Origin of the sequence: Leifsonia sp. 115AMFTsu3.1, assembly GCF_004362795.1 — a bacterium.
Classification (GTDB): Bacteria; Actinomycetota; Actinomycetes; order Actinomycetales; family Microbacteriaceae; genus Leifsonia.
The window spans coordinates 422,731-440,833 of sequence record NZ_SNYB01000002.1; the positions used below are offsets into that span (position 1 = coordinate 422,731).

Annotated in this window: 16 protein-coding genes; 3 read left to right on the plus strand and 13 right to left on the minus strand. The window is 70.0% G+C overall.

The window, feature by feature from the left end; genetic code table 11:
* Positions 1–31: 31 nt before the first annotated feature.
* The 7 genes from AXZ95_RS19715 to AXZ95_RS13045 all read right to left on the minus strand — a co-directional run bounded on the left by AXZ95_RS19715 (position 32) and on the right by AXZ95_RS13045 (position 8,224).
* On the minus strand, positions 32–838 hold the full coding sequence (locus AXZ95_RS19715) for a hypothetical protein (protein ID WP_018192375.1): 807 nt from the start codon (positions 836–838) through the stop codon (positions 32–34).
* Entirely contained in the window at positions 835–1,398 is a 564-nt protein-coding gene (locus AXZ95_RS13020) for an RNA polymerase sigma factor (protein WP_231374496.1), read from the minus strand. Before AXZ95_RS13020 ends, AXZ95_RS19715 begins: the two co-directional genes overlap by 4 nt.
* A 521-nt stretch (positions 1,399–1,919) precedes the next feature.
* A complete protein-coding gene (locus AXZ95_RS13025) occupies positions 1,920–3,536 on the minus strand; it encodes an ABC transporter ATP-binding protein (RefSeq protein WP_231374495.1) in 1,617 nt (538 codons plus the stop codon).
* A gap of 2 nt (positions 3,537–3,538) precedes the next feature.
* Positions 3,539–4,447, minus strand: a complete 909-nt coding sequence (locus AXZ95_RS13030) for an ABC transporter permease (protein ID WP_018192372.1) — start codon at positions 4,445–4,447, stop codon at positions 3,539–3,541.
* Positions 4,444–5,436, minus strand: a complete 993-nt coding sequence (locus tag AXZ95_RS13035) for an ABC transporter permease (protein WP_018192371.1) — start codon at positions 5,434–5,436, stop codon at positions 4,444–4,446. The genes AXZ95_RS13030 and AXZ95_RS13035 overlap by 4 nt, the downstream gene beginning before the upstream one ends.
* Positions 5,437–5,446: 10 nt before the next feature.
* The gene (locus AXZ95_RS13040; RefSeq protein ID WP_018192370.1) at positions 5,447–7,123 is read right to left on the minus strand and encodes an ABC transporter substrate-binding protein; all 1,677 of its coding nucleotides are present in this window, start codon (positions 7,121–7,123) and stop codon (positions 5,447–5,449) included.
* Between the two features lie 75 nt (positions 7,124–7,198).
* Entirely contained in the window at positions 7,199–8,224 is a 1,026-nt protein-coding gene (locus AXZ95_RS13045) for a LacI family DNA-binding transcriptional regulator (protein WP_231374493.1), read from the minus strand.
* Positions 8,225–8,387: 163 nt separating this feature from the next.
* Between AXZ95_RS13045 and AXZ95_RS13050 the strand changes: the two genes are divergently transcribed.
* The 3 genes from AXZ95_RS13050 (at position 8,388) to AXZ95_RS13060 (ending at position 12,920) form a co-directional block, all read left to right on the plus strand.
* Positions 8,388–10,625 carry a beta-galactosidase gene (locus tag AXZ95_RS13050; RefSeq protein ID WP_018192368.1) on the plus strand — a complete coding sequence of 746 codons (2,238 nt, stop codon included), beginning with the start codon at positions 8,388–8,390 and terminating at the stop codon, positions 10,623–10,625.
* A complete protein-coding gene (locus AXZ95_RS13055) occupies positions 10,622–12,475 on the plus strand; it encodes a glycoside hydrolase family 3 N-terminal domain-containing protein (protein ID WP_018192367.1) in 1,854 nt (617 codons plus the stop codon). Before AXZ95_RS13050 ends, AXZ95_RS13055 begins: the two co-directional genes overlap by 4 nt.
* Before the next feature lie 79 nt (positions 12,476–12,554).
* Positions 12,555–12,920 (plus strand): TfoX/Sxy family protein, encoded by a 366-nt coding sequence (locus AXZ95_RS13060; protein WP_018192366.1) that lies wholly within the window; start codon positions 12,555–12,557, stop codon positions 12,918–12,920.
* 4 nt (positions 12,921–12,924) lie between these two features.
* Here AXZ95_RS13060 and purQ read toward each other — a convergent pair whose 3' ends face one another.
* The 6 genes from purQ to kynA are packed head-to-tail and all read right to left on the minus strand — an operon-like array spanning position 12,925 to position 18,096.
* Positions 12,925–13,623, minus strand: coding sequence for a phosphoribosylformylglycinamidine synthase subunit PurQ (gene purQ / locus AXZ95_RS13065; RefSeq protein ID WP_018192365.1), 699 nt, complete (start codon positions 13,621–13,623; stop codon positions 12,925–12,927).
* Positions 13,623–13,883, minus strand: a complete 261-nt coding sequence (gene purS, locus AXZ95_RS13070) for a phosphoribosylformylglycinamidine synthase subunit PurS (protein WP_026307310.1) — start codon at positions 13,881–13,883, stop codon at positions 13,623–13,625. Before purS ends, purQ begins: the two co-directional genes overlap by 1 nt.
* Positions 13,884–13,933: 50 nt before the next feature.
* The gene (locus AXZ95_RS13075; protein ID WP_018192363.1) at positions 13,934–14,815 is read right to left on the minus strand and encodes a PaaX family transcriptional regulator C-terminal domain-containing protein; all 882 of its coding nucleotides are present in this window, start codon (positions 14,813–14,815) and stop codon (positions 13,934–13,936) included.
* Entirely contained in the window at positions 14,808–16,082 is a 1,275-nt protein-coding gene (locus AXZ95_RS13080) for an aminotransferase class V-fold PLP-dependent enzyme (RefSeq protein WP_018192362.1), read from the minus strand. Before AXZ95_RS13080 ends, AXZ95_RS13075 begins: the two co-directional genes overlap by 8 nt.
* Positions 16,079–17,239, minus strand: coding sequence for a hypothetical protein (locus tag AXZ95_RS13085; protein WP_018192361.1), 1,161 nt, complete (start codon positions 17,237–17,239; stop codon positions 16,079–16,081). The genes AXZ95_RS13080 and AXZ95_RS13085 overlap by 4 nt, the downstream gene beginning before the upstream one ends.
* Positions 17,236–18,096, minus strand: coding sequence for a tryptophan 2,3-dioxygenase (kynA, locus tag AXZ95_RS13090; protein ID WP_018192360.1), 861 nt, complete (start codon positions 18,094–18,096; stop codon positions 17,236–17,238). The genes AXZ95_RS13085 and kynA overlap by 4 nt, the downstream gene beginning before the upstream one ends.
* Between the last annotated feature and the right edge of the window lie 7 nt (positions 18,097–18,103).

Here is an 18,103-nt window from a genome sequence, read left to right on the forward strand (position 1 = left end):
TGTGCTCCAGTCTACCGGGCTGTGGAGACGGTCAGGCCGGGCAGTGCTCCTTGGGCATGACTTTCACTGTCGCCATCCCCAGGGGTCGGAGCATCTCGTTCCCGACCTGGAAGCCGTCGACCACTCCGTCTTTCACCGAGAAGACAATCCAGCCACCTCGACCGTCCGTGATGGCGTATTGCGTCCTCCCATTCGGGCTTTCGTACGTCTTCTCCATCGACGGGTAAGCGTCGAGGAGCTCGTCGAAGGTCGAGCCGATACCGATGTCCTCTGGGGTTCTCGGCGTATCCCGAGGGTCCGCGCCTGGCGTGCCCAAGGTGGTGATCTCGATGGTTGCTGTTCGATCCGAGCCGTCGACCGGGCCGTGGATAAAGAAATAGAGCCCGGACGACGATCGAGCTGTCCTCTGCGATTCAGAGCAGAGCGACTCTGTTTCGTCGGTGAAGCTCGAGGGAAGGCGGCTCTGGAGGGCGGTGAGAGGCTGATTCAGCGACAACGGTCCGACGCCATCGAATCGGATGACCCACGTCGAGGGATCGGCTGGGTCTTCTGCCGATGCTGTCGGGGTGAGGGGGGTCGGCGTCGGTGTGGGGGTCGGCGTCGGCGTCACGGTCGGCGTCGGGCTGGGCGCCGCGGCGGGCGTCAGGTCGATGAGGCCGGTGCCGAGCGCGTAGGCGACCGAGCCGCCGGAGATGGTCAGGGCGAGCACAACCAGCGTCGCCACCAGCGCAGTGCGCTTGCGGCCGCCGGCGCGTCCGGGGTGGGCGGCCGCGTTGTCGACCACCAGTTCGCGGATCGCCGCCTTGCGTCGCGGGTCGAAGGTGGGCTCGTCGCTCATCGCTCGCCTCCGTTCATCAGTTCTGCGAGTCGGGACTTGGCGCGGGACAGGCGCGACTTCACGGTTCCGGGCGCGATCCCCAGCGCCTCGGCCGCCTCTGCTGTGCTGAGTTCTTCGAGCACGCAGAGCGTCAGGATGTCCTGGTCGCGTCTCGGCAGTGTCGCGAGCGCCGTGCGCAACGCGGCTCGGCGCGCATCCCGGTCGATGCGGTCGTCCACGGCGGCCGCATGATCGGGCGAGTGCTCCGGGGGTGGCAACTGCTGCAGGCCGTCCCGGTAGCGGCGTGAGGCGCGTGCAAAGTTGCGGAAGACGAAGTTCGTCATCACCAGCAGCCAGCCGATGACGGAGCCGTTCACGACCCGCATCGAATCCCGCCGGCGCCACGCCTCGAGGAACACGACAGCGGTCACGTCCTCCGCGTCGTGGATGGACGCGGTCAGCCGAACGGCCTGGCGGAACACGCGGTCGTGATGCAGGTCGAACAGTGCCCCGAACGCATCCGGATCACCGGCGTTCACGCGTTCGAGCACGTCCGGCTCGTCGATTCGGATACCCCTCACATCTATGAAGTGTCCACGACGGAGGTCGCGGTTCCCGAATCCCCTCAGCCGACGCGCGTGAACGGGTCCGGGATGGCGGCCCGCAGTTCATCCCTCCTGATGGCGACGGATGTACCGATCCATACCCGGGACGGTGAAAGCGACCAACCCGCGTTCCGGAACGAAGATGTGCCCAGCATCGATGAGACTGCGTCTCACGGGCGAGAGGGGTACCCGGCGGCGTGATCCACGACCGCAGCAAGTGCGTCCGGCTGCCAGTCCACCCCTTGCGCGCGTGCGGGCACGGAAAACGCCTCCCGGGCGGCCTGCTCGTCGAGAAGTCCGATCGAATGGTAGTCGTAGAGGCGTTCGGCCTAGCTGGTGGCGTCGGCCAAGACGGCCGGGAGGGAGGGAAGCCCCGCGCCGATGAAGACCACGGACACAGAGAACGGCTCTCCTTGGAATCTACGACAGTCTAAGGTTTTCTAACGTATCTCGGTTAGAAAACCTTAGAAAGCGGTAGCAACCCCTCCCGAATCCCGTCAGCCGACGCGCGTGAAGGGGTCCGGGATGGCCGCCAGAAGCTCCTTCGTGTAGGGATGCGTGGCCCGGTCGATCACCTGCGAGGCCGTTCCCTGCTCCATCACCCGCCCGCCTTCGAGCACCGTGACGTCGTCGGCGAGGGCGCGTGCGGAGAGCAGATCGTGGGTGATGTAGAGCATCGCGATGCCGCGTTCGGCCACCAGGTGCTTGAGGAGTTCGAGGATCTCGGCGCGGATCGACACATCGAGCATCGAGACCGGCTCGTCCGCGATGAGGACGACCGGGTCGGCGGCGAGGGCGCGCGCGATGACCACGCGCTGGCGCTGACCGCCGGACAGCTGGTGCGGCAGCTTGTCGACGAACCTCTCGGCCGGGGTCAGACCCACCTGCTCCAGCAGCTCCAGTGTCCGCGCTCGCACCTCCGACCGGGCGACGCCGCCGTAGTTCCGCAGTGGCCGCGACAGAGTGTAGGCGACCGTGTTGGCGGGGTTGAGGGAGGAGAACGGGTCCTGGAAGACCAGCTGGGCCGTCGCGCGGTACGCCCGGAGGCGTGCGCCGTGGAGTTCTCCGACCGAGACCGGCGCGGCCCCCGGTGCGGTGAGGGTGACCGGACCGGTGTCCGGTCGCTCCATCCCGAGCAGGAGGCGCGCGATCGTCGACTTGCCCGAACCCGACTGCCCGACGAGCGCCGAGACGCTCCGGCGGCGCAGCGTCAGCGAGACGTCCTGGAGGGCGGTGACCGTGCGGCGGGTCTTGCCGCGTCCGACGCGGTAGCTCTTGCCCACCCCCTCCATCGTCAGGATGGGCTCCTCCAGTCGCTCGGATTCCGCCTTGGCGACGCTGCCCGAGCTGACCCGGTACGCGTCGAGCAGCAGCTCGGTATAGGGATGCCGTGCTCCGGCGAGCAGATCGCGCGGGGTCCCCTGCTCCACCAGCTCGCCGTCGAGCATCACCATGACGCGGTCGCTCAGCTCCAGGACGGTCCCGATGTCATGGCTGATGAAGAGGACGGCGAACCCGAGCCGCGACTGCAGTTCGCGCAACCGGTCCAGGATGCGGCGCTGCACCAGCACATCTAACCCGGTCGTCGGCTCGTCGAGCACGACCAGCTTCGGGTCGAGCGCGAGGGCGAGCGCGAGAGCCACGCGCTGCTTCATGCCGCCGGAGAGCTCGTGCGGGTACGCGTCCAGCTCATCGGCGTCGAGGTCGACCATGCGCAGCAGCTCGGCGGCCCGCTCCCGCGATGCCGGCACCCGGTGCGCCGTGAACGTGTCCTTGAACTGCGCGGCGACGGTCAGCACGGGGTTGAGCGAGTTCATCGACGACTGGAACACCGTCGAGAGCGAGACCCAGCGGATCCCGCGCAGCTGGTCGTCGCTCAGGCCGTCGAGGCGGCGGCCGTCGAAGACGATGGATCCGCCCTCCTGGTAGGCCGGCCGGCTGAGCAGCTGAAGCACGGCGTTTCCGAGCGTGGACTTGCCCGAACCGGACTCGCCCACCAGCCCGACGAACTCGCCGTCGTCGATGGTGAAGCCGACGTTCTTGACCGCCTGGTGCGCTGCATGGTCGCGCGGACGGTACACGACGGACAGGTCGGTGACTTCGAGGAGCGCCATGGTCATCCCTCCCTCAGCTGCGGATTGCTGAGCGTGTCGATGCCGAAATTGATCAGGGTGAAGCTCGTGATGAGCAGAGCGAGGGCGAGACCGGGCGCTACGAGCCAGGCGAACTGTCCGGTCAGCAGGGCGCCGCCGATGTTGGCCTGGTTGAGCATCCCGCCCCAGCTGACGGTCTGCGGGTCGCCGAGGCCGAGGAACGAGAGCCCCGCCTCCCCGCCGATCGCGCCGAGGGCGGCGCCCATGAAGCCGACCACGATGAGCGAGGTCATGTTGGGCATGATCTCCCGCACGATGATGCGGGGCGTGCTGTCGCCGGCCAGTTTGGCGGCCGCCACATAGTCGCGGGTGCGGAGGGAGATCACCTGCGAGCGCTTGATCCTCGCCCCGTACGCCCAGCCGGTGATGCTGATGACGAAGATGATCATCCCGATGCCGCGGACCGGCGAGTAGGACGCGAGCGTCACGATGAGCGGGAGCACCGGCACGACCAGGGCCAGGTTGGTCAGGAACGAGAGGATCTCGTCGACGACGCCCTGGCTGTAGCCCGAGACCAGTCCGATGATGAGCCCGATCACCGTGGAGATCAGTCCGGCGACGAGTCCGACGAGCAGCGAGGTCCGTGCGCCCCAGATCAGCTGGCTGAACACGTCCTCTCCGCTGTCCGTCGTGCCCAGCCAGTGCTGCGCGCTCGGTCCTTCGCTCGGGCCGCCGACGGCCGCACGCGGGTCGTAGGGTGCGATCCACGGGGCCAGGATCGCCGTCAGGAGGAACACGGCGAGCAGGATGAGGCCGATCCGGCACTTGGGGTCGCGCCAGAGGAGGACGTACCAGCGCGGTCCTCGCCCGCGCTCCGTCCCGGCGGGTCGGGTGGCCGTCGTCGCGGCCGGGAGGCTCGTCGCCGCGCTCATGCGGTTGCCGCCTTTCGGACTCGGGGGTCGAGGACGCCGTACAGCACGTCCGCCGCGAGGTTCGCGACGAGTACGCCGACGGTCGTCAGGAGGAAGATCGCCTGCAGCAGCGGGTAGTCGCTGTTGCCGACCGCTTCGAACAGCAGGCGTCCGAGGCCCGGATAGTTGAAGATCGTCTCGACCAGGATGGTGCCGCCGAGCAGTCCGCCCAGCGCCAGTGCGAAGCCGGTCACCGAGGGCAGGATGGCGATCCGCGCTCCGTAGTTCAGCGCGATCTTGCGCTCGCCGAGTCCTTTCGCCTTCGCCAATCGCGAGTAGTCCTCGCCCAGCGTCTGGACCATGTTGTTGCGCATCGCGAGGATCCAGCCGAGCGGGCCGGTGATGAGCAGCGCGATCATCGGCAGCGCCGCATGGGAGATCGCGTCGCCGATGAACGGCCAGTTCCATCCCGGGACGGTGTCGCCGTAGCCGCCCGACTCCGGGAAGACCTGCCAGGTGAAGCAGAACAGGAAGATCAGCATCAGGGCGATCCAGAAGAACGGCAGCGTGCCGAGGAACGTCGAGCCGAGCGTGAGGACCGAGTCGACCCGCGACCCGCGCCGATAGGCGGCCCAGGACCCGAGCAGTGTTCCGACGACGAAGGACACGATGGTCGTCACGCCGACCAGCACGATCGTCCAGGGCATGGCCTGGGCGATCACATCCGTCACCTTGTAGGGGAAGTAGGTGAACGAGACGCCGAAGTCGCCGCGGACGATCGCCCCCAGGTAGTCGAGGTACTGCTGGAACAGGTTCTTGTCGCTCACGCCGAGCATGAGACGCACCGATTGCAGCTGTGCCGGGTCGATGGAGGCGTTCCGGCCGACCAGCTTGCGCACGATGGCCTCCGCCGGATCCCCCGGCTGGAGCCGGGGGATCAGGAAGTTGAGGGTGATCGCCGCCCACAGGGTGGCGACGAAGAACCCCGCTCTCCGGAGGAAGTACCGCATGGCCGGGCTCCTACTTCGCCGGCTTCAGGTGGGTGAGGATGATCGGCATGTTGCTCGGCTTCGCGTACGGGTCGCTCGCGCTCGGCCAGCCGACCGCGCGCTTGGTCGAGTACTCGAACCAGCTCGCGCCGTACCAGAGGGGGATGTACGGCTTCTTGTCGTACATGATCGTCGCGAGCTCGCCGACGGTCTTCTTCTGGGCCGCCGGGTCGGACTCCTGCCGCAGCTGGTCGATCAGGGAGTCGGTGGTGCCGTCGCGCCAGCGCACCTCGTTGGTCTTCGCGGCCTCGCCGATCGGCGCGGTCTCGCTGCTGGCGAGCGGCTCGAGGAAGTTGCGGTACATGTCGCAGCTGCCGCCGCGCACGCCGAACGTCAGGTCGTACTGCCCGGTGAGGCGGTTCTGGCCGTGCACCTCGGGGGTCGGGTTCTGCATGTCGACCGTGATGCCGAGCGCCGCGAAGTCCTTCTGCACGATCTTCGCCGCCTGGATCCAGTCGTTCCACCCACCGGGGATCTGGATGGAGAAGCTCAGCGGCTTGCCGTCCTTGCCGAGGCGCTTGCCGTCGGAGTCGAGCGTGTAACCGGCCTTGTCGAGGGTCGCCTTCGCCGCCTTCACGTCGTAGGAGATGTATCCGTCGTCCGGGATGCCGGCCGGCAGCCATTCCTTCGCGTTGGGCAGCACCAGGCTGGTCTGGCTGGCCGCCTTCACGTAGCCCTGCTGGGCGTCCTCGACGATCGAGTCCTTGTCCATCGCCTGGGCGACGGCGTCGCGGAACGCCTCGTCGTCGAACGGCTTCTTGTCGAGGTTCATGTACAGGCTGATCGGCGACCCGGCAGGGAACCAGTACTTGTTGTGCTTCGGGTCCTTGGCCACGTACGACTTGTCGATGTCGGGGATGTACATCGCGTTCGAGTCGTAGTCGCCGCGGGCGAGCTTCAGCTGCTCGACCTGGCCCTGATCCGAGTTGTTGAACTGGATCTTGTCGACGCGGATGCTCTTCGCCTGCCAGTAGTCCGGATTGCGCTTCAGCACGAGCTTCGTCGGCGTGAAGCTCTCGGTCATCATCGGGCCGGTGCCCACCGGCTTGGTGTTGGTGTACGTGGTCGGGTCGTCGACCTTCGACCAGAGGTGCTTCGGCACGATCAGCACACTGTTGACCGCGACCAGGCTGCTCGATCCCGGCCCGTCGAAGTGGAACGTGACCGCGTCGTCTGCGGTCTTCTCCACCGACTTCAGCGAGGCCCAGGCGCCGCGTGTGTCGAGGGCCGGGTACTTCTTGAGCATGTCGAACGTGAAGACCACGTCATCGGCCGTGAACGGCTTCCCGTCGGAGAACGTCACGCCGTCGCGCAACGTGTACTTCAGGGTCGAGGGGTCGGCCCACTCCATCTTCGTCGCGAGCCAGGGCTCGTACACGCAGGAGTACTCATTGAGCATCATCAGCGGCTCGTAGAGGTAGTTGCCCACGCTGAGCGCCGTGGCCAGGTACGGGTTGTAGTTCTCCTTGGGGTTGGAGCCGCCGCCGAAGCCGCCGAAGTTGAGGACGGGGATGCGGCCGTCGGAGCCTGCGGCACTCGAATCGCCGCTACCGGAGCAGCCGGTGAGGGCGAGGGCGGCGACAGCGGTCGCCGCGAGGACGGTCGTGAGCCTTCTGCGCGTCTTCGAGATCGGGCGTGGTCGGTCCATGGTGGACACCTCCTTGTGTCGGGGGATGGGTGGTTCTGTGCGAGAGGTGGATGGGGGGACGGAGCGTGATCCGCGCTACGAGGGGCAGCCGCAACTGCCGCGGCGGATCACCTGGGACGGCACGACCGCGCTCTGGGCGGGCCGGCCGGCGATGAGATCGAGGAGGAGGCCGGCGGCGATGCCGGAGAGGTCGCGGAGCGGCCGGGCGAGGGTGGTGAGGCCCGGGCTGACGAGCGACGACATCGGCACGTCGTCCACACCGGTGAGGGCGAGGTCGCGGCCGGCGATGAGGCCCTCGCTAAGAAGTGCGAACATGAGACCGAGGGCGAGCTCGTCGTTGGCGGCGACGACGCCGTCGATCTCGCCGGCACGCAGAAGGTCGAGGATGCGCGGCGCCGCGAGCACGCCGTCGGCCTGGGCCAGCCACGCGTTGATGGGCGTGGCCGGCCGGAGTCCGGCGTCGCGGAGGGCCGCGGCGTAGTGGTCGTAGCGGGACTGGATGTCCGGCGAGTCGCTCGGGCGGCCGAGGAACGCGAGCCGGGTCCGTCCGTGGTCGTGGATGAGGTGGGCGACCAGGTCCCGCATGTGGGAGTGGTCGCTGCGCACCTGGAGCGCGCCCTCCGGTATTCCGGCTCCGTCGGGGTCGCCGCCGATGACGACGACCGGGACGAGTTCGGCCAGGCGGCGGATGGTCTCCTCGTCGACGACGCCGGCGTGAACCGCCAGCCCATCGACCCGCTCGGTCATGGCTTCCAGATCGGCGGCGGTGTCGCGCAGGGCGTGGGTGCCGAGGATGTTGACGCTCACGCCCGCCGTGATGGCGGCGCGGTCGAAGCCCTCGATCAGCTCGCCGAAGTACGGCCCGCTGAGGCCCGGGAAGACGATGCCGAGGGTGCCGTTGCGGCGGTTGGCGAGGGCGGTGCCGAAGTGGCTGGGGCGGTAGCCGTGCTCGGCGATGGCGCGGGAGACACGCTCGCGCATCTCCGGCGAGACCTGGCCGATCCCGCGGTAGACGCGGGAGACCGTCGCCGTCGACACGCCGGCCAGCTCGGCGATCTGGCGCACGTTGAGACGGTCGCCTTCGCGTTTGCCGCTGCCCACATCCACTCCTTCGTCGGTGCCGGAGACTGCCGGGCGACTTCTCGAACGGGAGGGGTTGTCCTCCGCGGACGATTTGATACGCTCGCCAGTAACCGGTTGCAGTAATCGGTTACAGAGACCATAAGCCCCAGGTCGTCAGATCACAACCCCACCGAAAAGGCCGATGATGTCCATTCCCACCAGACTCGAGCGCGCGCGCATCCTGATCGACGGAGAGCCGCGCATGGTGCTTGCCGGCGAGATCCACTACTTCCGGCTGGCCCGAGAGGATTGGGAGGACCGCATCCGGGCAGCCGTCGATAGCGGACTGAATGCGGTCGCCAGCTACATCCCCTGGATCTGGCACGAACTCCCCGACGGGACGATCGACGTGACCGGCGAGACCCGGCCGGAGCGCGACCTCGGAGCGTTCATCGACCTGTGCGCGGAGCACGGACTCTGGTTCATCGCCCGCCCCGGCCCGTTCCAGATGGCCGAGCTGAAGAACGAGGGGCTGCCGCACCGGCTGCGCCGCGAGCATCCCGAGATCCACCCGGTCGGCTGGGATGGGTCCCCGGCGCCGACCCGCACGGTCGACTACCTGGCCCCCGCCTTCCTCTCCGAGGCGGAGCGCTGGTACGACGCGGTGCTGCCCCCGCTCGCGGAGCGTCAACGCGAGCACGGCGGGCCGGTCATCGCCGTGCAGCTGGACAACGAGGTCGGGATGCTGGACTGGGTCTCGAACACCCCGACGCTCACCGACCAGGCCGTCCGTGAGTTCGCGGCGGCAACAGGCGTCGAGGTCGACCCGCGCGGCGGCGCGGCCGGCACGGACGACGAGCTGGCGCTGCACGCCGCGCTCGGCCGCTTCACGCGCACCCGCTTCGCGCGCTACCTCCAGACGCTGGAGCGCTGGGCTCGGGAGCGGGGCATCACCGCGCCGCTGCTCGTCAACATCCATGGAACCGGGGGCGGCCGGGGGCTGACGTATCCCATCGGCGTGAGTCAGCTGGCGCCCGCCTACCGCGGCCGCGCCGGCGTCACCGGCGGAACGGACATGTACCTCGGGGAGCTGACCGTCGGCAACGTCGCCGACCTGTACCTCGGCAACGCGTTCACCGCGTCCGTTCAGGGCGAGGATCAGCCGCTGACCGCGCTCGAGTTCGACGCGGGCGACGGCGATTACGGTGAGGACCTCGCCGCCCTGACGTCGCCGGAGGCGACCGTGCTCAAGACGCTGCTGGATGCGGCCCAGGGGGTGAGGGGGATCAACTACTACCTCTTCGCGGGCGGCATCAACCCGCTGCTCGATGCACCCGTCGGCGACGGCGACGACCGTATCGGCTTCACCGGCGAGCGGCACGGCTTCGCAGCACCGATCGGGCCGGAGGGGGAGCGGTCGCCGGCCCTCGAGGGTGTGGCGGAGGCCGCGGCCGCGGTCCGTGCGCACGAGAGGCTGTTCGCCGAAGGGGCGCAGGTCACCGACGACGTGGTGCTGGGCTTCGTCGCCGACCACTACCTGACCGAGTACGCGCATCCGGCCGCCCGCCACCGGGCCGAGCAAGTACGCGACCTCGAACGGCACCGCGGCTTCGGCGCGCGCCAGACCCTCGCCCGCGCGCTCGTGCTGGGCGGCTGGAGCTTCGGGGCACTCGACCTGCAGGCGGCCGCGGGAGGCGACTCCGAGTGGAGCGCCGGCGCCGCTGCCGACGACCGCGATGGGCGCGACAGGGAAGTCATCGTCCTCGCGACCGGCGAGGAGCTGGGTCGCGGGGTGCAGGAGTTCCTCGTCCGGCACGTGCGGACCGGCGGCCGGTTGCTGCTCGTCGGCGACCTGCCTGCGAGAGACGTCGACGGGAGGCCGTGCACGGCGCTCGCCGACGCGCTCGGCGTGACGAGTGCCGGCCGCGTCGAGGAGCGGGTGGATGCGGACAGCGAGTACCACCCGACCGTGCGAGCGGTCGGTCCCCTTGCGGAGCATGGCGCCCGCGAGGTCCGCGTCGGCGGTGCCCAGCTCTTCGCGGGCGCGGGAGAGGAACTCCTGCGCGAACGAGCCAGCGGACTCCCCGCGGCGGTCCGGATCGAGCTGGACAGCGGGGGAGTCGCGGTGCTGCTCGGCGCCGACTACCCCGTCCACCCGGGATTCTGGCGCGATCTCCTCGCGCTCGCCGGCGCGCGGCCGCGTCTGAAGCTGAACGCGGACCGCCCGGGGGTGGTGGCCGTCCCGGTCGCCACCGAGCGAGAAGCAGCCCTCGTCGCGATCAATGTCGCGCCCTACCCGGTCACGTTCGCGCCCGAGTTCGACGGAACGCCCCTCCCCGACGGGCCCGTGCTCCTCGCGTCGCGCGGCCATCGCATCCTCCCCCTCCCCGTCCAACGCCTGACAGTTCCGACCACCGACCGAACGGAGACCTTCGCGTGACCCCCGACTACCACACATCCGACGACGGCGTGCTCTACCGCGACCTCAACGGCAATGGGCGGATGGACCCGTACGAGGATCCCCGCCGCAGCGTGGAGGACCGCGTCGCCGACCTCCTCGGGAGGCTGAGCCTCGAGGAGAAGGTCGGCCTCATGTTCCAGACGGTCATCGAGGCGGGCCAGGACGGCACGCTCATCGAGACGGCCGGCGCGATCTCCAAGTCGCCGACCTCCGCAGTCGTCGTGGACAAACGCATGAACCACTTCAACGTCCATCAGCTGCCCGACGCCCGGCTCTCGGCCCGATGGAGCAACGCACTGCAGAAACTGGCGGAGCAGACGCCGCACGGCATCCCGGTGACCGTGTCGACCGATCCACGCCACGCGTTCGTGGAGAACTCGGGTGTCTCGTTCTCGGCCGGGCACCTGTCGCAGTGGCCGGAGCCGCTGGGTCTGGGGGCGATCGGCGACGAGGAGGGCATCCGCCGCTTCGCGGACATCGTCCGGCAGGAGTACACGGCGATCGGCATTCGCGCGGCGCTGCATCCGACGGTCGACCTCGCCACCGAGCCCCGCTGGGCGCGCCTGCCCGGCACGCTCGGCGCCGACCCGGAGCTGGTCACGCGTCTGGCCGGCGCCTACCTCGACGGGCTGCAGGGTCCGGAGCTGGGGCCGCAGTCGGTGGCCTGCACCACCAAGCACTTTCCGGGCGGCGGCCCGCAGAAGGACGGTGAAGACGCGCACTTCCCGTACGGCCGGGAGCAGACGTACACCGCGGGCCGGTTCGAGGACCACCTCGAGCCGTTCCGCCTGGCCATCGCCCGGCGGACGAGCGCGATCATGCCCTACTACGGCATGCCCATCGGCCTCGAACTCGACGGCGAGCCGGTCGAGCCGGTCGGGTTCGGCTACAACAAGCAGATCGTGACCGGCCTGCTCCGCGAGAAGCTGGGATACGACGGCGTCGTCGTCACCGACTGGGAGCTCGTCAACGACAACCACGTCGGCGATCAGGTGCTGCCCGCGCGCGCCTGGGGCGTCGAGGATCTCGGGCCGGAGGAGCGCATGCTGCGCATCCTCGAGGCCGGCGCCGACCAGTTCGGTGGCGAGGAGTGCGTCGACCTGCTGCTCGGTCTTGTCCGCTCGGGGCGGGTTTCGGAGGAACGGATCGACGAGTCCGCCCGCCGCCTGCTGGCCGTCAAGTTCCAGCTCGGGCTGTTCGACGATCCTTATGTCGACGAGGATGCCGCCACCCGGATCGTCGGCCGCGCCGACTTCCAGGAGGCGGGACATCGCGCGCAGGCCGAGTCGCTGACGCTCCTGAGCGTGGCCGACGACGCCCTGCCGCTGCCGGAGGGGATCCGGCTGTACGTCGACGGGATGGATGCGGCGGTGGCGTCGCGCTACGGCATCGTCGTGGAGGCGCCGTCGGCGGCCGATGTCGCGATCGTCCGCGTCAACGCGCCGTGGGAGCACCGCGACGACCTGTTCCTGGAGGCCTGGTTCCATCAGGGGTCGCTGGACTTCCCGGAGGCGGAGGTGTCGCGTATCCGGTCGATCGCCGAGCAGGTTCCGGTGATCCTGGTCGTCACCCTCGACCGGGCGGCGATCCTCACACCGTTCGTCGGCATGCCCGGGATCGTTGCGCTGGCCGGCGTCTACGGGGCCAGCGACGCCGCAGTCCTCGACGCCCTCAGCGGCCGCATCCCCCCGCGGGGCCGGCTCCCGTTCGAACTGCCGTCCTCCATGGCGGCCGTCGAGGCGCACGCACCGGACGAGCCGGGCGGTTCGGCCGACCCGCTGTTTCCGCTCGGCCACGGGCTGGTGCTGGAGGGTGTGCGCGGAATCTGAGGAGCGCACGGCGCGGGGCGTTGTGGGGTCTGTGCTCGCCGCAGCGCCCCGCGCTATCGTGTCCCGCGAGGAGGCCGCCATGCACGTTCCGCGCCCGTCGAAGGAGACCGAGGAGCTGTTCCGCTCGGTGGTGCCTGAGGCGCCCGATGTGCGCATCCGGCCGATGTTCGCCAACCTGGCCGCGTTCGTGAACGGCAACATGTTCGCCGGGCTGTTCGGCGACCAGGTCGGGGTGCGCCTTCCCGACCAGGCGGTGCGCGACGAGCTGCTGGCGATCGACGGCGCCGGCCCGTACGGACCGCCGGAGCGGCCCATGGGCGGGTACGTCGCGATGCCGGAGGCGTGGAAGTCGGAGCCCGACCGGCTGCGCGAGTGGATCGGCGTGGCGCTGGGTCAGGTCCGGGCGATGCCGCCCAAGGCGGCGCGGGGGGCCGCGGCGAAGTGAGGCGTTACGCCTCGACGAGCGCCGAGCGGATGACGGACGTGAAGAAGGTGAGGCCGTCCGTGCCCGAGCGCATCGCGTCGGGGGTGTCCGGGCCGAAGCCGGGCTCGACCGCGTGCTCCGGGTGCGGCATGAGGCCGACCACGTTGCCGCGCTCGTTGCGGACACCGGCGATGTCGTCGAGCGAGCCGTTCGGGTTGACGTCCTTGTAGCGGAAGACGACGAGGCCCTCGCCCTCGAGTCGCGCCAGCTCCTCGGCCGACGCGATGAAGCCGCCCTCGCCGTTCTTCAGCGGGATGACGATCTCCTGGCCCTGCTCGAACCCGTTCGTCCACGGCGTCTGCGTGTTCTCGACCGTGAGGTGCTGGTCGCGCCGGATGAAGGTGCCGTGGTCGTTGCGGATCAGGCCGCCGGCGACGAGGTGCGCCTCCGCGAGCATCTGGAAGCCGTTGCAGATGCCCAGCACGGGCATCCCCTTCTCGGCCGCATCCACGACCTCGGTCATGATCGGCGAGAGGGAGGCGATGGCGCCGCAGCGCAGGTAGTCGCCGTAGCTGAAGCCGCCCGGCAGCACGAGGGCGTCGACGCCCTGAAGGTCGTGCTCGCCGTGCCACAGCGCGACCGGCTCGGCACCGGCGAGACGGACCGCGCGCAGTGCGTCGCGGTCGTCGAGCGAGCCGGGGAAGGTGATGACGCCGATGCGCATCAGGCGTCCACCTCGGCCGGGTAGTGGATGCCCACCACGTCTTCGATCACGGAGTTGGACAGGATCTCGTCCGCGATCCCCTGCACCGCCGCGCGGACCGCGTCGTCGATGGGGCCGTCGACGGTCAGCTCGAAACGCTTGCCGACACGCACCCCGCTGACGACACCGCGACCGGTGCGGGCGAGCGCTCCGGCGACCGCCTTCCCCTGCGGGTCGAGCAGCTCAGCCTTGGGCATCACTTCAACAACGATCGTCGGCACGGGGACACTCCGCTCACTCGGGCGCAAAGGGTGGGGGTTTCGCATCGATTCTACCGTGCGGAGACGGGGATGCGGTCCGGTGCCGCGACAGCTGCGGCATGGGCGACCGCGCACTCCTCCAGGTCCGCGCGGAGCCGGCGGAACAGTTCCGCGGAGGCGGCGCCCGGCCAGTCCGGCCCGAGTGCTGCCGCGGGGAGTCCGGGATCGCGGTACGGGATCACGCGCCACTCGTCGAGGGCGCGCATCCACGTCGCGAACGCCTGGGCGTCGTCGAGGGGATGCGGCAGGTCGCCGAACCGTGCGAGGAACGACTCGTGCGCGGCGCGGATGGCCGGGAGGTCGTACCAGCGGGCGAGTCCCGCGGCGAGATCTCCGCGCGGGGCGGCGTCCGCGAACATCGCCACGACCGGCGAGCCGGACGGATGCACGTCGGCCGACGTCACCGACACGGCGGCCGTCAGCTCCGCCTCCAGCTCTCCCTCCAGCGCCGCTGGCGCGATCCACAGGCCGTCGGCGACGGTGCCGCAGCCGAGTGCGGCGAGGCGGCGGCGCAACCGGTCACGCGAACCGCGCGCCCGTTCCGGGAAGGACAGCGAGAGCAGCAGCCAGCGGGATGCCTCCACGCGCTCGCCGAAGATGCGGGCGTCCCCGCGCTCCAGCATCGGAACGGCGGCGGGGTCGAGAGCATACCCGGCGACGCCGCCCCGAGGCTCCCGTCGCAGGACGCCCCGCGCGCACAGCCGCGCCAGGCTCGACCGGGCGGTCGCCGCGGGCACGCCGAGCGCATCCATGAGCCGGACGGCTCCCGCCGCGCTCATCCAGCCGTCGATCGGGCGCAGGACGCTGCCCACCACGGTGCGCAGCAGCGCCGTCGCGCTGCCGCTGGCGGCCTCGGGGTCGTCGCGGACGACACGAGTGGCGAGCTCAGTCATGGGTCAGCTCGCCGAGGGCGTCGCGCACCACCGCCATCCCGGCGCAGACCTCCTCGAAGCTGGTGCTGAGCGGCGAGAGGCCGACGCGCAGGCCGTCCGGATCGCGGTAGTCGGGGATGACGTCGCGCTGCCACAGCAGCGCCGTGACCTCGCGCATGGCCGGGTGGCTGAGCGTGATGTGACCGCCGCGGCGCTCCGGGTCGCGCGGCGACGCGAGGGTCACTCCGAGCGGGGTCAGCCACTCGTCGGCGAGGGCGACCGCGAACTCCGTCAGTGCGACCGACTTGGCCCGCACCGCGGCGATCCCCGCCTCCTCGATCATCGCGACGGTGTCGCGCATCGCGAGCATCCCGACGATGGGAGGCGTTCCGCTGAGGAAGCGCCGGATGCTGTCGGCCGGCACGTATTCCGGGCCCATCAGGAAGACGTCGCCGGCGCCCATCCACCCCTGGATCGGCTGGGCGAGGCGCGGGATGAGCCGCGCGTTCACGTAGCCGAAGGCGGGCGAGCCGGGGCCGCCGTTGAGGTACTTGTACGTGCAGCCGACGGCGAGGTCGACGCCCGCCTCGTCGAGCTCGACCGGCACGGATCCGGCGGAGTGGCAGAGGTCCCACAGCACCAGCGCTCCCGCATCGTGGACGATGCGTGTGATCGTGTGCAGCTCGGCCAGGAAGCCGGACCGGTAGGCGACGTGGCTGAGCACGACGAGAGCGGTCTGCGGTCCGACGACCGCAGCGACCTGCTCCGGCGTCACCCCCGCCTCGGTGTCCGCCTCGATCCACACCAGGCGCAGGCCGCGCTCGCGCGCGATGCCGTCGAGCAGGTAGCGGTCGGTCGGGAAGTTGTCCGTGTCGAGCACGATCTCGCTGCGCTCCGGGAGGCTGTCGACGGCCGCCCGGGCCAGCTTGTAGAGGAGGACCGTGGTCGAGTCGCCGATGAAGGTCTGGCCCGGCGCTGCGCCGAGCGCCGCACGCCCCAGGTCGTCGCCGATGGCGAACGGCAGCTCCATCCACTCCTCGTCCCACCCGCGGATGAGCCGGTCGCCCCACCCCTCGACGAGGAAGCGCTGGATGCGCTCGATGCTCGCCCGCGTCGGGCGGCCGAGCGAGTTGCCGTCGAAGTAGGCGGTCACCGTGCTCGTGCCGTCGTCGATGCCGGCGAAGCGCGTGCGGAAGGCCGCGAGCGGGTCGGCTGCATCGAGGGCGCGTGCAGCGGTCAGCGGATCGGGCGACAGAGCGGCGGGAGGGGCGATGTCGAAGTCGGTCATGCGTGATCCTCGGGGGTGGAGGGGCGAGGGGATGCGGTGGGAGCGTCGGTGCTCAGGGTGCCGTCGGCCGCCGCTCGGGTGAGCGCGCGGGCCGTCAGCCCGCGGGCGGTGGCGAGCCAGCCGGGGAGGGCGTCCGGCTCAGCAGGGGGCGGCGTGGGCAGCCAGGCCAGGCGCGGGCCGACGGTCGGCACGACGTGGTCGTCGGGGCGGCGCAGGCCGGCGATGGACCGGATCAGGGCGTCGGGCTCGACGCCCGCGTCGAGCATCCCGCGCAGCTCCCGCTCGTTCACGCCGACGGCGAGTGGACCGTTGCCGAGATCGGTCCCGTAGAGCACGAGGCCGCCCGCGCGCGCGAACCGGCCCAGGTTCTCAGACGCGATGCCGTGCTGCTCGGTGGGATCTCCCCATCCGTGGATGTCGAGGGTGCTGACCCAGCCGATGCCGCGGAGGACGCATTCGGCGATGAGCTCGTCGTCGATGCGCTCGGTGAACGGCGTGTGGGCGAGCTGGTCGGCGCCCGCCCGGACCGCCCGCATGGTCTGACCTTCGCCCTGCACGTGGACCGTGACGGGAACGCCCTGCGCGTGGGATTCCGCGACGATGCTGTGGAGAACGTGATCATCCACAGTTTCGCCGGCCTCGGTGTTGAGCGTGACCTTGATGCGGGAGGCTCCCATCATGATGTTCGCCCGAACCGCAAGCCGCGCCTCCCGCTCGCCGCCGACCTCCGTCGAGGAGTCCGGCGGCCCCCACCCGGCGTTGACCGGGTAGCCGCCCTCGCAGGTGATCAGCGATCCGACGATCGCGACGGCCGGGCGCGTAAGGTCGTCGGCGAGCCAGCCTGCGGCGACGCTCGGAACCCAGCCGAGGTCGATCGCGTGCGTGATGCCTCCGGCGAAGACGGCGTGCTGATCGGTCAGCCCGACGTGCGTGTGGTGGTCGGTGAGCCGAGGGAAGAGCGTGCCGCCGAGGTCGTGGTGCGGTGCGCGCGACGGGATGTCGTCGACCGGGTGGAGGCGCTCGCCGTCGCTGCGGAAGGTGGTGGGGCCGAGGAAGCGGTGGCCGTTCCAGACGGCGTCGACCGTGAGGTAGGCGTCGGTGCCTGTCGGTTGGGCGGTGCCGCCGGGGTAGGCGGCGCCTGCGGACTGCTCGCTCATGCGGGTGCTCCGATCTCGGTGCGGACGGCGTAGAGCTCGGGAAAGAAGGTGAGTTCGAGCGCCTTCTGCAGGAACGCCGCTCCCGTCGACCCGCCGGTGCCGGTCTTCATGCCGATGGTGCGCTGCACGGTCTTCAGGTGACGGAAGCGCCAGAGCTGGAAGTTGTCCTCCAGGTCGACGAACTCCTCGCAGGCCTCGTACTCGGGCCAATGGTCGTTTGCGTGCTCGTAGATCTCGCGGAACACCGGCACCAGCTCCGGGGTGAAGACGTGGGCCTGTGTGACGTCCCGCTCCAGCAGCGAGGTCGGCACGGCGAAACCGGCCCGCGCCAGGTAGCGCAGGAACTCGTCGTAGATGCTGGGCGCATCCAGCAGCTGCGCGAGGAGGGCGTGGGCGACCGGGTCGCTCTCGAAGACGCTCAGCATGCGGCGGTTCTTGTTGCCGAGCACGAACTCGACGGCGCGGTACTGGTACGACTGGAAGCCGGACGAGTTGCCGAGGAAGCCGCGGAACTCCGCGTACTCGGTCGGGGTGAGGGTCGCGAGCACCGACCACTGCTCGGTGAGCGTGCGCTGGATGTGCTTCACGCGGGCGATGCGCTTGAGTGCGGGCGAGAGGTCGTCGGCGCGCAGAAGGTCGCGCGCCGACTCGAGTTCATGGAGGACGAGCTTCAGCCACAGCTCCGTCGTCTGGTGCTGGATGATGAACAGCAGCTCGTCGTGATGTTCCGGGCGGCTCACCGGTCGCTGGGCGCTGAGCAGTGTGTCGAGCTCCAGGTAGGAGCCGTACGACATCCGCTCCCGGAAGTCGGTGACGATGTCGGGATCGAACTCTCGGGTGTTGTCGCCGTCGGCCATGCTGCAA

Excerpts from the sequence above, each read along its gene's own strand:
- AXZ95_RS19715 (WP_018192375.1), bottom strand. The coding sequence starts at position 838 with ATGAGCGACGAGCCCACCTTCGACCCGCGACGCAAGGCGGCGATCCGC.
- AXZ95_RS13025 (WP_231374495.1), bottom strand. The coding sequence starts at position 3,536 with ATGGCGCTCCTCGAAGTCACCGACCTGTCCGTCGTGTACCGTCCGCGC.
- AXZ95_RS13030 (WP_018192372.1), bottom strand. The coding sequence starts at position 4,447 with ATGAGCGCGGCGACGAGCCTCCCGGCCGCGACGACGGCCACCCGACCC.
- AXZ95_RS13035 (WP_018192371.1), bottom strand. The coding sequence starts at position 5,436 with ATGCGGTACTTCCTCCGGAGAGCGGGGTTCTTCGTCGCCACCCTGTGG.
- AXZ95_RS13040 (WP_018192370.1), bottom strand. The coding sequence starts at position 7,123 with ATGGACCGACCACGCCCGATCTCGAAGACGCGCAGAAGGCTCACGACC.
- AXZ95_RS13050 (WP_018192368.1), top strand. The coding sequence starts at position 8,388 with ATGATGTCCATTCCCACCAGACTCGAGCGCGCGCGCATCCTGATCGAC.
- AXZ95_RS13060 (WP_018192366.1), top strand. The coding sequence starts at position 12,555 with ATGCACGTTCCGCGCCCGTCGAAGGAGACCGAGGAGCTGTTCCGCTCG.
- purQ (WP_018192365.1), bottom strand. The coding sequence starts at position 13,623 with ATGCGCATCGGCGTCATCACCTTCCCCGGCTCGCTCGACGACCGCGAC.
- AXZ95_RS13075 (WP_018192363.1), bottom strand. The coding sequence starts at position 14,815 with ATGACTGAGCTCGCCACTCGTGTCGTCCGCGACGACCCCGAGGCCGCC.
- AXZ95_RS13080 (WP_018192362.1), bottom strand. The coding sequence starts at position 16,082 with ATGACCGACTTCGACATCGCCCCTCCCGCCGCTCTGTCGCCCGATCCG.
- AXZ95_RS13085 (WP_018192361.1), bottom strand. The coding sequence starts at position 17,239 with ATGAGCGAGCAGTCCGCAGGCGCCGCCTACCCCGGCGGCACCGCCCAA.
- kynA (WP_018192360.1), bottom strand. The coding sequence starts at position 18,096 with ATGGCCGACGGCGACAACACCCGAGAGTTCGATCCCGACATCGTCACC.